Source organism: Hymenobacter arcticus (assembly GCF_054779975.1).
In genome coordinates, this window is record NZ_BAAGXF010000007.1 from 1 (window position 1) to 14,259 (window position 14,259).

Sequence of the window (14,259 nt, forward strand, 5' to 3'; positions counted from 1 at the left end):
GCACCCCGCTCGAAATCGAACTTCACTACCTTTTCAACCTACCTTAGCTCGGTGTCCATTTGCACCCGACCACCTCATGGTATCCAGCACAATTCTCATGCACCGGGCCGGCCGTGCGCAGTACGCATATGTTCATGCAACCAGTCTTGCATAGTTGCGGCGGTCCAACGGTTTTTAGTCCACTCAGCATCAAACAAGTCGGCGGCGCGCTCCGCGTAGTACAAGCCAATAAGGTGACGCAAGTCGGCCAGTTCCTCAGCCAATACGGGCCGACCTAATAACATCGTTAATTCGAAGGTGCTAGCCGGTGCAAAAGGCTTATCAGTAGCCACTTTCTCTAAAATCAGCGCTTGGATTTCCTGCGCGCTAAGCTCTACTGAGTCGGGCAACAGCACGGTTACTTCTTTCATAGGGGAAGTTACGAATTCTAAAGACAACAGAGGGCAGCGACACTTACTACTCTGGCCGCCGAAGCAGCCGCCCCGCTAGTAGCGCGCCCACGGACAGCAATGACCCCACGGCCACACGCCGCCAGCGCTTGGTGGCAGGCGCCTCATACCCCTTGCCGCCGGCCAGCCCGGCCGTTACGGCGTTGAGGGCCTTTACCTTAGCAGCGAAGTCGCCGGCTACCTTGCCGCGAATAACAGTCATCTGCTGAAGCACTTCGTCCAACTCCTCGGGCAGGGCTTCTTCCAGCATGGCGCGCACGCGCTTGGCCACGGTGGGCGACTTGCCGTTGGTGGAGATGGCGACTTTGAGCTGGCCCTTTTGTACCACCGAAGAGAGGTAGAAATCGCAGAGGTCGGGCGTATCGGCCACGTTCACGAGCAGGCGGCGGGTGCGGGCGGCGGCCTTGATGCGGCGGTGCAGGGCCGGGTCGTCGGTGGCGGCAAAGACGATATCAGCGGCGTCGAGGTCGGTTTCGAGCCAGCCGCGCTCTACCAGGCGCAGGCGCTGGTGCCGGACGGCTACGGCGCGCAGCTCGGGCAAAAAGCTGAGGCTGACGATGGTAACGGCCGTTTCGGGGCTGCTGCGCAGGATGGCGGTGAGCTTTTCGAGGCCCACGTTGCCGCCACCCACCAGCAATACGCGCAGGTTTTCGAGCTTGAGAAAGGCGGGAAAAAGGGGGTTTTGGGCAGGCATCTTTGGTAATGAGCAATGAACAGTGAGCAAGGAACAATTGCTGGTGGGCATTGTCACTGGCTAGGACAGCGCGCAGTGCTTTTAGCTGCCGACTGCGGCGTAAAAATGCGGCGAGCTAACGGCCACGAATGCCTTCTTGGGCGCGTCGCAGGTGGGGCAATGATACGCGGCCAACTCGGCAAACGGTACGCCGGGCGCAATGTGTTGGGCGGCGTCGCCGTAGGCCTCGTCGTACACGGTGCGGCAGCGCTGGCACTGGTAGAGGGGCGGCTGGCCGGGCTCGGGGCCGCTGGGCGCGGGCTCGTTGAGCGGGGCCGTGGGCGGGCTGGTGGCCGCTTGCTGCTCGTAAAACTGGTCGCAGAGCTGGGTGAGGTACCAGGGCAGGTTTTCGCGGCTCACCTTTTTGCGGAAGCTGATGAAATCCTTGCTGTTGGGGTTGAAATCGCGGGTGTGCAGCAGCTCGAATTGCTCGGCGTACAGGCCGGTTTGGGTGATGCTGTCGAAGTGGCAGCGCACCACGACGGAGCCAAACAGGCCGGTTTTGGGCCGGGTTTTGATGGCAAAGCACAGCTGATAGGTACGAATGTCTTCCTCGTTGAAGTGGCGCACCAGCTCGTGCTTCAGGGCCAAGCCGTAGGGGCAGAGGTCTTCCACCTGCCAGTTGAGCTCGTTGGCGGCGTGGCGCACGTTGATGCGGTGGCGGCGCAGCACGGCATCCCAGTGCGGGCGGTCGCTTAGCTCAATACCCTTGATAATGAGTGATTTCCAGGGAGTAGTGCAGAGCTGGCCGAGACGCGTGGCCAGGCAAATCTGACATACCTCCTTCAGGAAAGCTACCGCAAACCGCTCGTCGCGCCGGTAAATGCCCAGCCAGAGCTTGCTGCCGTACCGGTTGAAGCCCTCGTAGTAGGGCAGGGTAAACTGCGGAAGCGTGAGCGGGGCCGTAATCGGCTGAAAGACAAAGCTATGATTGGTACCGATGAGGCTGTGCAGCAGTGCGCCATCAGCGGCCGGCTGGTCGTAAAACTCATCCTTATTTGCGAAAACAGCCTGTTCTATGGCGCGGCTCAGGCCCGGAATATCCTCCGAATACACCAGCCCCGGCCAGCAGTAGAGCGCATTGGCCTTGGGAAAGCGCAGGTAGAGGTACCAGTAGTTGGGGGTGTCGGAAGTGATGAAATTGAGGTTGCCCGTGAAGAAGGGCGCGAACGTCTGGTGGCGGTCGATGAGGTTGATTTTCAGCCGGGGCTGAAAATCAAACAGGTCCAGTAGGTCCTTATACACGCCCTCGCGCAGCCAGGTGGTGGTGTGAAACACGTCCTCCACCACGTAGGAACTGCTGATATTGGGGTGCTGGTCGGCATCGACTTCGCACCCGATGCCGGCTTTCGCCAGCGCTTGCAGCAGGCCGCGCCGCTGCTCCGTAGCCACCTCTAACAGCAGCTGCTGGCGGGTACCAATCTGCACGTGCTCTACTCCGGCCTGCTGGGCCGCTTCGAGGATGGTGAGCAAGTCGCCGGCCGAGGCAATGCCGCCGGGTAGGTTGATTTTAACGGCGTTTTTTAAGTCAGTCATCAGTTAGCAGTCATCAGTTATCGCCTGAACGTCATGCTGAGCTTGCCGAAGCATCTCGCCCGCATCGTTGTGTTTACCCGAACGATGCGAGCGAGATGCTTCGGCAAGCTCAGCATGACGTTCAGGCGGCTTTCTAAACAGCCTCATTGCTAACCAGCTCATCCATTGATAATTGATGACTGATACTTGCTAACTGTAAAATCCGTTGTATTTCCGGGCGGCACGAGCCGCAGCCGGTGCCCGCGCCGGTGGTGGCGCACAGCTGTCTGAGCGAGTGGCAGCCCGCGCCGATGGCCTGGCGCAGGTTGTCGGCGCCCACGCCGTTGCAGCTGCACACCAGGGCCCCCAGCACGGGCGCGACCGGGCTGCCGCTGCGCAGCAGCTGCAAGCGCTTGGCCCCGAGCTCGGTTTTGTTGGCAATCAGGGCGCGATATTCCGCAAACTCGTTTTTGTTGCCGATGAGGATGGCCCCCACCAGCCGGTCCTGGTGAATGATGCACTTCTTGTAGTAGCGCTGGGCCTTATCGGTGAACACAATCTCTTCGTAATCAACGGTATTGGGGCACTCGGGCAGGCCGATGCTGCACAGGTCGAAGCCGTGGATTTTGATGATGTTCATGAACGTGCTGCCCGCGTAGAAGCTGCCCACGTCGCCGCTGAGGTAGCGGGCCACCACGGCCGCCTGCTGCTCGGCCGCCGCCGTAATGCCGTAGAGCACGCCCCCAAACTCCGCGATTTCGCCGAGGGCGAAGATGCTGGGGTCGCTGGTTTGGAGGCGCTCGTTCACGACCACGCCGCGCCGGCAGGTGAGGCCGCCGTCGCGGGCCAGCTCCAGGTTGGGCGTGGTGCCGATGGCCAGGAGCAGGGCGTCGCACTTGATGCGGCGGCCGCTTTTGAGGCCCACGCCGGTTAGGCGGGCGCGGCCGTAGTACAGCTCCACCTCGTCGTTGAAGTAGAGGTCGCAGCCCTGGTCCACCATTTCGTCCTGCAAAAGCTGGCTGCCGAGCTGGTCGAGCTGCCGGTCCAGAAACCGCGAAATGCGCTGAATAATGGAGACTTTCACGCCCACTTCGCGCAGGGAGGCCGCCATTTCGAGGCCCAGCAGGCCGCCGCCCGCTATCACCACGTGGGCCTGGGGCGGCAGGTGGTGCTTGAAGTCGTCGGCGTCGGTGCGGCTGCGCATCGTGAAGATGCCGGGCAGCGCGGGCACGCCGCGCGGCACCGCCGCCCGGCTGCCCGTGGCTAGGATAAGCACGTCGTAATCAGTACGCTGGCCTTGCGCATCGACCACGTATTTCTCGGTTGGGTTAATGGTTTCCACGCTCAGACCACGCCGCAGGTCAATGCCGTGGGCGGGTTCCTCCGCGTCCGACATTTTCACCAGCTGCTCCCAGCTTTGGTGGCCGCTAATGTAGTCGGGCAGCATCACGCGGTTGTAGAAGGGCGCGTCTTCCTTGCTGAAGATGGTGATGCTATCGTCCTGATTGAGTTCGCGATACGACCTTACGAAGCCGTGCGCGCCGGCCCCCGCCCCGATGATGACGATGCGCTGCCGGGGCTTCTTATACTTAGCCACCTGCACCGCGCAAAACTTAAAATCGGGCTCCTTCGAAACCGGGTCGAGCGCGCCGGAGGTGACGTTGTTGGCCCGGTTGAGGTCGGAGCCCAGGATTTTGCCCCAGTGAATGGGCAGAAATACCACGCCCGGCCGAATGCCCGCCGTGCGCCGCGCCGCCACCCGCACCGTGCCCCGGCGCGAGGTGATGGTTACGAGGTCGCCCTCGGCCACGCCGAGCGCGGCGGCATCGTGCGGGTGCAGCTCCAGAAACGCCTGCGGCAAGTGTTGGTTGAGCTTGCTCACCTTGCCCGTTTTGGTCATCGTGTGCCACTGGTCGCGGATGCGGCCGGTGGTGAGGATGAACGGGAAATCGGCATCGGGCGCTTCGCTGCGGAAGGCCGGCTGCACGGCGTGCAGCTGGGCCCGGCCGCTGGGCGTGTAAAACGTTTGGTCGGTGAACAGGCGCGGAGTTTCGGGCGCGGCGTGCCCGGCGCGGTAGGGCCACTGCACAGAGCCGCGTGCTCGCAAGATGCTGTAATTCAGGCCCGAGATATCGATGCTGGTGCCGGCCGTGAGGCGCGTGTGCTCCTGGTAAATGGCCTCGGCATTGGCAAAGTCGAAGCCCGGAAAGCCCATGGCCTGCGCAAAGCGGCAGATGATTTCGGCATCGGGCAGGGCCTCGCCGGGCGCGGGCACCACCTTGGCCAAGTGGCTGATGCGGCGCTCCGAGTTGGTCATGGTGCCTTCCTTTTCGGCCCAGGCGGCGGCGGGCAAAACAACGTCGGCGTAGGCCAGCGTTTCGGGCTTATTGCTGATGTCCTGCACCACCACGAATTTGGCCTTGGCGAGGGCGGCCTCCGCCTGGCGCACGTTGGGCAAGCTGGTGAGCGGGTTGGTGCAGATAATCCAGATGGCTTTGAGGCGGCCAGCCTCCAGGGCCTCAAACATTTCGGTGGCCGTGTAGCCGGGGGTGGCGGCCAGCGGGCCGCTGCCCCAAAACTGCTGCACCTCGGCCCGGTGGGCGGGGTTGGCCAGGTTGCGGTGGGCGGGCAGCAGGTTAGCCAGGCCGCCTACCTCGCGCCCGCCCATGGCGTTGGGCTGGCCCGTGAGCGAGAGCGGCCCCGCGCCGGGCCGGCCAATCTGGCCCGTAATGAGGCTCAGGTTGAGCAGACTCAGGTTTTTATCGACCCCCACGGCGCTCTGGTTCAGCCCCATCGTCCACATCGACAGGAAGCCCTTGGCCGCCCCGATGTAGCTGGCGGCCAGCCGAATATCGGCCTCCGATACCCCGCACAGCTGCGCCGACTCGGCCAGGGTGCGCTCAAACACGCTGGCTTGGTAGGCCTCGTAGCCCGCCACGTGTTGCGTAACGAAGGCCAGGTCCACGTCGCCGGCCTCGATGAGGGCGCGGCCGATGGCCTGGTTCAGCACCACGTCGGTGCCGGGAATGAGCTGCAAGTGCAGGTCGGCTACCGCGCACGAATCGGTGGCGCGGGGGTCGATGACGATGATTTTGGTGGCCGGGTGCGCGACCTTGCGGGCTTCCACGCGCCGCCACAGAATGGGGTGGCACCAGGCCGGGTTGGCCCCCGCCACCAGAAAACAGTCGGCCAGCTCGATGTCGTCGTAGCACACGGGCACGCTGTCTTCGCCCAGCGCCATTTTGTAGCCCACCACCGCGCTGCTCATGCAGAGGCGCGAGTTGGTGTCTATGTTGTTGCTGCCAATAAAGCCCTTCATGAGCTTATTGATGACGTAATACTCCTCGGTGAGGCATTGGCCCGAGGCATAAAAGGCCACCGAGTCGGGCCCGTATTGCTCAATAAAGGTCTGGAAAACGGCGGCCGTGCGCTGCAAGGCTTCGTCCCAGCTCACGCGCTGCAAGGGCCGGCTCTTGCTGTAGCGCATCTGCGGGTACAGCAGCCGGTCGCTGCGGTCGTTCACGGTGTACTGGAGGTTCAGGCCCTTGCTGCACAGCGCGCCGCGGTTCACGGGGTAGTCGGGGTTGCCGGTTACGGCCACGTCCCCGTTTTTCAGCGGCTCTACTAATACCCCGCAGCCTACCCCGCAGTAACAGCAAATAGAGGGTAGGGCGGGGGCTTTCGTGGACATGGGGAGGGTAATTAAGAATGAGGAATGAGGAATGAAGAATTATTGGTCGAAGGCTGGAATCAAGGCTCAAGGCTCATGGTGCTTCAGACTGCCGCAAGGCCCGCTTTTAATTCCTCATTCTTAATTCTTAATTCGACCCTACGCCAGCGCCAGCGGTACCTCCGGCGCCTCGGCTACCGACTCCTTGGCCAGCAGGCGCACCAGCAGTACCAGGCCGCCCACGGCCGCCACGCCCATGCCGATGTAGAGAAAAGCCGTGCTGTAGCTGATGTCCTTCGACTTGAAGAGGAAGCCCACCAGCATGGCTCCCAGGTTGCCGCCCGCGCCCACAATGCCGCTCACGCTGCCAATGGCCTGGCGGTTCACGAAGGGCACGATGGAGTAGGTGCAGCCGTTGGCCATTTTGAGGAACAGCGCGAAGCCCAGCATGGCCGTGATGGCCAGCGCCAGGCTCGGGGCCAACGAGAAGAAGCCGATGCCGATGCCTTCGAGTACCAGCATAGCGCTCAGCAACAGCCACTTGCCCTGCATGCCATAGCTGCGGCCGGTGCGGTCGCTCACGATGCCGCCCAGGGCGCGGGCAAAAATGTTCATGAAGCCAAAGGTGCCGGCTAGCAGGCCCGCCGTCACCAGCGAGGCGCCGTAGTGGTCCACAAAATACACGGCGGCCACGTTGTCAATCGTGATTTCGATGCCGAAGCACGCGCCGTAGGCCAGCGCCAGCAGCCAGGTGCGGTAGTCGCGCAGGGCCAGCAAAAAGGTGCCCTTGGGCTTGGCCGCCGCCTCGCGCCGGATGGCGGCGTAGTTGCCGCGGGGCGTGTCCTCGGTGTACTTGTAGTAGAGCACGGCCATTACCAGCAGCAGCACGCCGGGCACCACCATAGCATAGCGCCACGAATCGGCCTTGGTAGCGAAGCCCAGGGCCACGAAGCCGGCCGCCACCAGCGGCATTACCATGTTGGCGATGCCGCCGCCGAGGTTGCCCCAGCCACCGGCCACGGCATTGGCGGTGCCCACCACGTTGGGCGCAAACATCATGGAGGTGTGGAACTGCGTAATCACGAACGAGGCCCCGATGATACCAATGGCCAGCCGAAACAGCAGAAAGCTTTCGTAGCTGTGGCTCAGGCCGATAGTCATCACCGGAATGGCGCCTATCACCAGCAGCCAGGTATAAGCCAGGCGCGGCCCAATGGTGTCGCAGAGCTTGCCCATGAGCAGCCGCGCCAAAATGGTGGCCGACACCGAGGCAATGACAATGTTGCCCACCTGCCCCTTATCGAGGTGCAGCTGCTCGCGCACCAGCGGCATGAGCGGCGCAATGCCAAACCACCCGAAAAAGCAGAAGAAAAACGTGAGCCATGTGAGGTGAAACGTGCGCATCTGCACGCCCGCAGCGGCAAAGATATTGAGCTTGGCCAGCGGCTGCTGAGGGGTAAGCGTAGTGTCCATAAGCTATTGGGTTAGGGTGTAGCGTGGACTCCGTGAGTCCGCGCGTAGGGTGATGTTGAACAGTGCAACGCGCGGACTCACAGAGTCCACGCTACTAGCCTAAGCCCAGCCGATGTACACGACATTATGCTCTACCTTAATGGGATAGGTTTGAATAGCGCACTCGTCGCCGTTCAAGCACTCGCCCGTCAGCAGCGAAAATGTGCGCTTGTGAAACGGGCAGGCCACCTTGGGCTCGCAGGCCTCGCCGACGCTGCCAATCATGCCCCGCGAGAGGGCCATTTGCTGCTTGTGGGGGCACAGGTTTTGGGTGGCGTACCACTCGCCGCGCCGCGCAAAATTGAAGATGGCCACCTGCTCGCCCTCCACCAAGGCGCAGGCCCCGCCATCGGCCGGAATATCGGTGGCCTGGCACACGGGTAGCCAGGTAACTTCTACTTGAGTTTCCATAATGAGTTGATTGACCGAATGATAGCTAGACTGCTTGCGCTACTGCTTTACCACGCCTTGGACATTTTTTGCCCGCGCAGCTCGGCAAACTCCATCGTGGGGTCGTTCACCTTGGGCGCGTTCACGAAGTGGGTGAACTGCTTGCGCAGCTCGGGATTTTCCACCACTTCTTTCCACTCGCAATGGTAATTTTTAATGAGCAGCTCGATTTCGGCCTCCAGGTCGGCGCAGATGCCGAGGCTGTCGTTGATGACCACGTTGCGGAGGTAGGCCATGCCGCCGTCCAGCTTGTTGAGCCAGGTGGCGGTACGCATCAGCGGGTCGGCGGTCTTGATGTAGAACATCAGGAAGCGGTCCAAGTACTTGAGCAGGGTTTCCTTGTCGAGGTCGCCGGCCAGCAGCTGGGCGTGCTGGGGCTTGGCCCCGCCGTTGCCGCACACGTAGAGGTTCCAGCCCTTTTCGGTGGCGATTACGCCGAAGTCTTTGGCCTGGGCCTCAGCGCATTCGCGCACGCAGCCGCTCACGCCGCTCTTCATTTTGTGGGGCGACCGAATGCCCTTGTAGCGGTTCTCGATTTCGATGGCAAACGTCACGCTGTCGTGCAGGCCGTAGCGGCACCAGGTGCTGCCCACGCAGCTTTTTACGGTGCGCAGGCTTTTGCCGTAGGCGTGTCCGCTCTCGAAGCCGGCCGCAATCAGCTCCTCCCAAATGTCGGGCAGGTCGCCCACGTGCGCCCCAAACATGTCGATGCGCTGGCCGCCGGTAATCTTGGTGTACAGATTGTACTTCTCCGCGATACGGCCGATGGTCATCAGCTGCTGCGGCGACACCTCGCCGCCCGCCATGCGCGGCATCACCGAGTAGGAGCCGCCCTTCTGAATGTTGGCCAGGTAGCGGTCGTTGGTGTCCTGAATAACGTTCTGCTTGACAATCAGGTCATTCCACAAACCCGCCAAAATGCTGCCGACGGCCGGCTTGCAGGTTTCGCAGCCGTCGCCGGTGCCAAACTGGTTGAGGGCCACGTCGTAGGTACGGATATCGTTGATTTTCAGCAAGTCAAACAGCTCCTGGCGCGAGTAGTCGAAGTGCTCGCACAGCACGTTTTTGATGTACGCGCCCTGCGCCGTGAGCGTGCCGTTGATGAGGTCCTTGAGCATGGGCACGCAGCCGCCGCAACCGGTGCCGGCCTTATTGCACTTCTTCATGGCGTCCACGCTGGTGGCGCCCAGCGTGGTCACGGCGTCGCAAATCATGCCTTTGGTCACGGCCTCGCACGAGCAGACCAGCGCCTCGTCGGGCAGGTTCATCACGCCCGCGCCTTCGGCCGCGCCCTCGCCGCCGCGCGCCCCCAGGATAAGGTCTTCTGGGTGAGGCGGTAAGGCGATTTTGTTGTTGACGGTTTGCAGCAGCATGTTGTACGCCTCGGCGTCGCCGATGAGCACGCCGCCGAGCAGCAGCTTGCCATCGGGGCTGATGTTGATGCGCTTGTACACGCCGTTGTGGGCATCCTCGTACACGATGCTGCGGCTGTGCGGCTCGGCAATAAACGGGTCGCCGAAGCTGGCCACGTCCACCCCAATGAGCTTGAGCTTGCTGCTCATGTCGTAGCCCGTGAAGGCCCGCGCGCCCCGCTGCAACTGGCTGACTACTACCTCGGCCATGTCGTAACCAGGGGCCACGAGGCCGTAAATCATGCCGCCGTGCAGCGCGCACTCGCCGATGGCAAAAATGCGCGAATCGCTGGTTTGCATGGTGTCGTTCACCACGATGCCGCCGCGCAGGCCCACCTCCAGGCCGGCCAGCTTGGCCAGCTCATCGCGGGGCCGGATGCCGGCCGAAATCACCAGCATATCCACTGGCAAGATGGAGCCGTCGCCAAAGTGCAGCGCATCAATCCGGCCCTCGCCGCCGATGCTGGCGGTGGCCTTGCTGAGGTGAATTTGCAGGCCCAGCGCCTCCAGCTTACTTTGCAGCATGGCGCTGCCGGCCGTATCTATCTGCCTGGGCATCAGGCGCGGGGCAAATTCGATGACGTGGGTTTGCTCCACGCCCAGGTCGAGCAGGGCCTTGGCGGCCTCCAGGCCCAGCAGGCCGCCTCCCAGCACGGCCCCCACGCGGGAGGTGGCCGCCGCGGCCTTTATTTCCTCCAGGTCCTCGATAGTACGGTACACCATTACGCCGGCTTTCTCCACGCCCGGAATGTCGGGCACGAAGGCCGATGAACCGGTGGCAAGCACCAGGTAGTCATAGGGTTGCAGCAGGCCGCTGCGCGAATGCACGGTTTGGCTGGCCCGGTCGATTTCCTGCACCGCGTCGCCCAGGTGCAGCGTAATGCCGTTGTCGTGGTACCACTGCGTGGGGGCCATGAGCAGGTCGTCGGCGGTTTTGCCGCCGAAATACTCGCTCAGGTGCACGCGGTCGTAGGCCACGCGGGGCTCTTCGCCAAATACAATGAGGTTAAAAGCGGTCGATTTGGCGAGGAGCTTCTCGCAAAATTTGTAGCCGACCATGCCGTTGCCGATAACGACGACGGTGGGAGTGTGCTGCGGTGCCATACTAACCAGTTAGGTGGTGGTACGAATGAAAATGGCGAAGGCGGCGGGTGGGGGAGGGGGAGGATGAGCAACAAAAGCAGTTAACTCCCAGAAATAAAGAATTTTCCGAAATGACCTTTCGTTAGAAGGTGTTTAATAGCTTGTTTAGCAAATTTAAACAAAAATGACCTATTTTCAATAGGTACTTTAGAAAAATAAATTACGTTTTTTAGAAAATACCCTATCAAATTATGGGTCTGCTTGCTGGTATCTTGCGCTGGTAGCTCGCTTTGCCCATTAGCAATAGGGCTAGCCACTACGCAATGGTCCCGCTTACCCCACTTAACCTGCATGGCTCGCCCACCCGTCATTCCCGAACTGTATGTAGTAGGTGCCGGCCCCGGCGACCCGGAGCTGCTGACGCTCAAGGCGTACCGCATTCTGCAAACGGCCGATGTGGTGCTCTATGATAACCTCGCTAACCAGGAGTTATTGGCCCTGGCCCCCGCCGCCAGCGAGTGTATTTACGTGGGTAAAAAGCCCTACGGCGAGTACACGCCCCAGGAAGTCATTCACGAGTTGATTCTGGAAAAGGCTTTTTCGTACGGGCGGGTAGTGCGCCTGAAGGGTGGCGACCCGTTCATCTTTGGCCGGGGCTTTGAGGAAATGCTCTTTGCGCGCAGCCACGGCATTGCGGCGCACTACGTGCCTGGTATTTCGAGTATGCAAGCCGTTGGCTTTGAAGATATTCCGCTTACGCACCGGGTGGTGAGCGAGGGCTTTTGGGTGCTCACGGGTACCAAGAAGGACGGTTCGCTCTCGGCCGACCTGCGCTTGGCTATGCAAAGCAACTCGACGGTGGTTATCTACATGGGTATCAAAAAATTAGCTCACATCGCCGAGACGTATTGCCAGGAGGGCCGCGGCCACACGCCCGCCGCCGTGGTCATGCACGCCTCGTTGCCCCACCGTAAGTCGGTGTGCGGCCGGGTGGCCGATTTGCCCGCGCTGGTGGCGGCGGCGGGCATTACGTATCCGGCCATCATCTTCATCGGCGAAGTGGTGGGGCTTGGGCGGGCGGTGTAAAACGGAGTGGCACTCCATTTCTGCCTTGCATTGCCCACGCGGAAACGGAGTACCACTCCGTGTTACACCACCCGCCCAAGCTGCGCCCGAATGCGGCTGAGCGACGGCCCTTTAATGCCCAGGTACGAGGCGATGTGGCCCAGCGACACGCGGTTGGTAATGCCCGGAAACTGCGCCAGCAGGGCCAGGTAGCGCTGCTCGGCCGTTTGGAACAGCAGCGACTCGGCCTTGGCCTGGTGCAGCACCAGGTATTGCTCGGCCAGCCGCCGGCCAAACCGCTCCCAGCTGTGCGACTGCGCATAGAGCCGGTGCAGCTGGTCGAGGCTGATAACCAGCAGCTCCGCGTCTTCGAGCGCCGCGATGTAGTAGGGGCAGGTCTCCTGGGTTACCAGGCTTTTGAGGGAGGTAAGGAAAAAGCCCTCCGGCACGAAGAAGATGTCGTGCTCCTGGGCATCGGTATTCACATAATATACTCTGAATAAGCCGCTTGCGATAAAAGCCACGTGCTGGCAAACGGAGTTGCGGAAGTTGAAAAACTCGTTTTTGGCGATGCGCCGGGGCGTCCAGCAGCCTTCGGCCAGGCGCAGGTCGGCCGCCGAGAGGTCGGCAAACGCTTGGAGGCTGTGCGCCAGCGCGGCGTGGGGCGCGGAAGCCGGGGAGAGGAGCATAAGCGGGGAGCCGGCGAAAGCGCCGGCCCGCGGCAATACTAGCAAATGATTTCGAAGGTTGGCCGACGCTTTTTAACCTAGGTGAAAAGTTGGCTGTAGTGGCCGCCGGACCTTTGTTTCATCAAATCACCGCTGGCCCGGTTGGCTTTGTGCCAAGCTGCCAGCTCAACCCAGAACTGCTATGTTTACCCGCAACCGCGCCATTCTCGGCGCTTTGGCCGGCGCCGCGCTAGCCTTCGCCTCGCCCAACCAGGCTGCTGCCCAAGGTGTTAAAAATATTGTGCTCGTGCACGGCGCGTTCGCCGACGGCTCCAGTTGGGCCAAAATTATTCCGCTGCTCGAAGCCAAAGGCCTGCACGTGACGGCGGTGCAAAACCCCCTCACCTCACTGGCCGACGACGTAGCCGCCACCAAGCGCGCTCTGGCCCAGCAAGATGGCCCCGTGCTGCTCGTGGGCCACTCGTGGGGCGGCATGGTGATTTCCGACGCCGGCAACGACCCCAAAGTGGCCGGCCTGGTGTACGTAGCCGCCGCTGCGCCCGACGCCAACCAGTCGCTGGGCGACCTCACTAAAGATGCGCCAACCCCTGGCCTCAAGCAGATTAAGGCCGACGCGGGCTTTCTGAGCATGACGCCCGCGGGTATCAACGAGGACTTTGCCCAGGACCTGACGCCCACCGAGCGTAAGGTGATAGTTGCCACCCAGCAGCCGGTGGCCGCCGCCGCCTTCGGCGACAAAATGGCTACCGTGGCTTGGCAAACCAAGCCGTCGTGGTACATCGTGGCCAGCAACGACCACATGATTAGCCCCGCGCTGGAGACGGCTATGGCCAAGAAAATCAAAGCCACCACGCTCACGCTGGCCGCCAGCCACGTGCCCATGCTCTCGCAGCCCCAAAAGGTAGCCGACTTCATTATTGAAGCGGCTAAGAAGGCGCCAGTGAAGTAAGTAGCTGTGTAAATAAGAAAGCCTGTCATGCTGAGCTTGCGAAGCATCCTATCACGTCCGAACGGCTGTTCTGGCGCGATAGGATGCTTCGCAAGCTCAGCATGACAGGCTTTCTTGTATCTGAATTTCTACCCCAGCGCCTTGCTTACCAGCGCCAGCGCCTCGGGCGTGAAGGGCAGCTGCAAGGCCAGCGCGTGGCCGCGCTCGGTCATCTTAGGCCAGGTTTTCTGCACGATTTCGATTATCTTCTCCTCAGGGTGCTGGGCGGCGAAGGGTAGGAAATAATACTCCAGAAACACCAGGCAGATAACGTCTTCCAGCAGCTGCACCTCGGGGTCGTCTTTGAGGCGCAGCTTTTGCAACAGCTGCTGCACGCGTTCAATCAGGGGCAGCTCGTAGCCAGCCTGGGCCATGAGCTGGCCGGCCAGCTCAGCGTGGTATTTCTTGAGCGTGTTGCGCCACTGGTGGTAGCCGGGGCGCGTTATGGGGAAGTCGGCCCGCGGAATGGCCCAGCGCCGGATGTGCTGGGCGCGGGCGGCCAGCTGCACGGCCTCGGGCGCGCCAGGGGCCACGCGGGCCAGGCAGGCGCTCATGCGCTGGGCATAGCGCACTTCTTTGGCAATGGGCTGGCCCTCGTCGTCGGTTTCGAGGTTGGGGTCTTCGCTGTTGGCGGCGTCAAACAGGCGAAAGGCTTCGGCCAGGCGGGCTGAATCAAGCATAAATGACTGTTTA

General features: G+C 61.8%; 11 protein-coding genes. 2 read left to right on the top strand and 9 right to left on the bottom strand.

From position 1 onward, the window contains the following. Positions 1-95: 95 nt before the first annotated feature. From ACYVGC_RS13100 to nirB, 7 genes are all read right to left on the bottom strand, one after another. Positions 96-410 carry a hypothetical protein gene (locus ACYVGC_RS13100; protein ID WP_460584281.1) on the bottom strand — a complete coding sequence of 105 codons (315 nt, stop codon included), beginning with the start codon at positions 408-410 and terminating at the stop codon, positions 96-98. A 46-nt stretch (positions 411-456) separates the two neighbouring features. Next, a complete protein-coding gene (locus ACYVGC_RS13105) occupies positions 457-1,143 on the bottom strand; it encodes a precorrin-2 dehydrogenase/sirohydrochlorin ferrochelatase family protein (RefSeq protein WP_460584282.1) in 687 nt (228 codons plus the stop codon). Positions 1,144-1,224: 81 nt separating this feature from the next. Beyond that, positions 1,225-2,718 carry a rubredoxin gene (locus ACYVGC_RS13110; RefSeq protein WP_460584283.1) on the bottom strand — a complete coding sequence of 498 codons (1,494 nt, stop codon included), beginning with the start codon at positions 2,716-2,718 and terminating at the stop codon, positions 1,225-1,227. Between the two features lie 133 nt (positions 2,719-2,851). After that, the gene (locus ACYVGC_RS13115; protein ID WP_460584284.1) at positions 2,852-6,388 is read right to left on the bottom strand and encodes a molybdopterin-dependent oxidoreductase; all 3,537 of its coding nucleotides are present in this window, start codon (positions 6,386-6,388) and stop codon (positions 2,852-2,854) included. A 138-nt stretch (positions 6,389-6,526) separates the two neighbouring features. Further along, positions 6,527-7,840 (bottom strand): MFS transporter, encoded by a 1,314-nt coding sequence (locus tag ACYVGC_RS13120; RefSeq protein WP_460584285.1) that lies wholly within the window; start codon positions 7,838-7,840, stop codon positions 6,527-6,529. Positions 7,841-7,939: 99 nt separating this feature from the next. Continuing rightward, on the bottom strand, positions 7,940-8,290 hold the full coding sequence (gene nirD / locus ACYVGC_RS13125; protein ID WP_460584286.1) for a nitrite reductase (NAD(P)H) small subunit family protein: 351 nt from the start codon (positions 8,288-8,290) through the stop codon (positions 7,940-7,942). A gap of 47 nt (positions 8,291-8,337) precedes the next feature. Continuing rightward, positions 8,338-10,845 (bottom strand): nitrite reductase large subunit, encoded by a 2,508-nt coding sequence (gene nirB, locus ACYVGC_RS13130; protein WP_460584287.1) that lies wholly within the window; start codon positions 10,843-10,845, stop codon positions 8,338-8,340. Between the two features lie 330 nt (positions 10,846-11,175). On the opposite strand from nirB, the gene cobA reads away from it, so the two are divergent. Beyond that, the gene (cobA, locus tag ACYVGC_RS13135; protein WP_460584288.1) at positions 11,176-11,910 is read left to right on the top strand and encodes a uroporphyrinogen-III C-methyltransferase; all 735 of its coding nucleotides are present in this window, start codon (positions 11,176-11,178) and stop codon (positions 11,908-11,910) included. Positions 11,911-11,972: 62 nt separating this feature from the next. Here cobA and ACYVGC_RS13140 read toward each other — a convergent pair whose 3' ends face one another. Continuing rightward, a complete protein-coding gene (locus tag ACYVGC_RS13140; RefSeq protein WP_460584289.1) occupies positions 11,973-12,578 on the bottom strand; it encodes a Crp/Fnr family transcriptional regulator in 606 nt (201 codons plus the stop codon). Between the two features lie 181 nt (positions 12,579-12,759). Between ACYVGC_RS13140 and ACYVGC_RS13145 the strand changes: the two genes are divergently transcribed. Next, entirely contained in the window at positions 12,760-13,527 is a 768-nt protein-coding gene (locus ACYVGC_RS13145; protein ID WP_460584290.1) for an alpha/beta fold hydrolase, read from the top strand. A gap of 128 nt (positions 13,528-13,655) precedes the next feature. On the opposite strand, the gene ACYVGC_RS13150 is transcribed toward ACYVGC_RS13145, so the two are convergent. Further along, complete coding sequence (locus tag ACYVGC_RS13150) at positions 13,656-14,246, bottom strand: DUF4202 domain-containing protein (RefSeq protein WP_460584291.1); 591 nt, start codon at positions 14,244-14,246, stop codon at positions 13,656-13,658. Between the last annotated feature and the right edge of the window lie 13 nt (positions 14,247-14,259).

Excerpts from the sequence above, each read along its gene's own strand:
- nirD (WP_460584286.1), bottom strand. The coding sequence starts at position 8,290 with ATGGAAACTCAAGTAGAAGTTACCTGGCTACCCGTGTGCCAGGCCACC.
- ACYVGC_RS13105 (WP_460584282.1), bottom strand. The coding sequence starts at position 1,143 with ATGCCTGCCCAAAACCCCCTTTTTCCCGCCTTTCTCAAGCTCGAAAAC.
- ACYVGC_RS13150 (WP_460584291.1), bottom strand. The coding sequence starts at position 14,246 with ATGCTTGATTCAGCCCGCCTGGCCGAAGCCTTTCGCCTGTTTGACGCC.
- ACYVGC_RS13145 (WP_460584290.1), top strand. The coding sequence starts at position 12,760 with ATGTTTACCCGCAACCGCGCCATTCTCGGCGCTTTGGCCGGCGCCGCG.
- nirB (WP_460584287.1), bottom strand. The coding sequence starts at position 10,845 with ATGGCACCGCAGCACACTCCCACCGTCGTCGTTATCGGCAACGGCATG.
- ACYVGC_RS13100 (WP_460584281.1), bottom strand. The coding sequence starts at position 410 with ATGAAAGAAGTAACCGTGCTGTTGCCCGACTCAGTAGAGCTTAGCGCG.
- cobA (WP_460584288.1), top strand. The coding sequence starts at position 11,176 with ATGGCTCGCCCACCCGTCATTCCCGAACTGTATGTAGTAGGTGCCGGC.
- ACYVGC_RS13110 (WP_460584283.1), bottom strand. The coding sequence starts at position 2,718 with ATGACTGACTTAAAAAACGCCGTTAAAATCAACCTACCCGGCGGCATT.
- ACYVGC_RS13120 (WP_460584285.1), bottom strand. The coding sequence starts at position 7,840 with ATGGACACTACGCTTACCCCTCAGCAGCCGCTGGCCAAGCTCAATATC.
- ACYVGC_RS13115 (WP_460584284.1), bottom strand. The coding sequence starts at position 6,388 with ATGTCCACGAAAGCCCCCGCCCTACCCTCTATTTGCTGTTACTGCGGG.
- ACYVGC_RS13140 (WP_460584289.1), bottom strand. The coding sequence starts at position 12,578 with ATGCTCCTCTCCCCGGCTTCCGCGCCCCACGCCGCGCTGGCGCACAGC.